We start from the raw sequence: 881 nt of genomic DNA on the forward strand, positions 1-881 counted from the left end.
TTGTTGGTGTCTAATAAGCGCGATATAACTATGGATTATATCGTGGTTGAGTTAAAAAAACGAGGCATCAAGTACTTCCGTCTAAATACAGAAGACTTGCCAAGATCATACTGTTCTATGTCAGATTCATCATTTATGGATTGGAGTATATCTATTAATGGAAATACAATAAAAGGTATCGATGTTAAAGCCGCCTACTTTCGTAGACCTGGGAATCCCGAAGTTCCTGCCTCAATAACTGATCCTGGTATTGCTGATTACATTCAGGGAGAATGGAATAGTTTCCTTAAGAGTCTTTATTCGCGACTTGATTCTTTTTGGTTTTGCTCGCCTACTAATATAATTTTAGCTGAAGATAAACCAAAGCAACTGGTCGTTGCCAAACGTTTGGGTTTTAATATTCCAGAGTCAACCATCACTAATTCATTTGAAGAAATAAAAAGTTGTAGCAATAGCTTTCAAATGATCGCTAAGCCTTTACGACAAGCTCTATTTATAAATAATGATGCTGAAAGTATCATTTTTACCAACAGATTAGGTCAACTAGATGAGACCGATTCGAGTTCACTTTCTTTGGTACCTATTATAGTTCAGCATGAGATAATAAAAAAGTTTGATGTTAGAGTAACAGTAGTTGGGAAAAGAGTTTTTTCTGTTGCAATTTACTCCCAAAGCCATAAAGAAACAGAGGTAGACTGGCGCAAGGGGTCTCGAATTGACTTAAAACATAAACCTTTAGAGCTACCTACATCATTGAGTTCTAAGTGTATAGATCTAGTCGAATCACTTAATCTTCGATTTGGGGCAATAGATTTTATTTGCGACGAAGATGATGTTTTTTGGTTTTTAGAAATTAATCCTAACGGTCAATGGGCATGGAT

1 protein-coding gene is annotated in these 881 nt (G+C 35.8%); it reads left to right on the top strand.

Features of this window, described 5'->3' with window-relative positions; genetic code table 11:
• A partial coding sequence (locus IM273_RS22335) for a hypothetical protein (RefSeq protein ID WP_226857996.1) occupies nucleotides 1-881 on the top strand: 881 nt, incomplete at both ends.

Source organism: Enterobacter cloacae complex sp. P13B (assembly GCF_014895915.1).
In the GTDB taxonomy this organism is placed as follows: Bacteria; Pseudomonadota; Gammaproteobacteria; order Enterobacterales; family Enterobacteriaceae; genus Enterobacter; species Enterobacter bugandensis.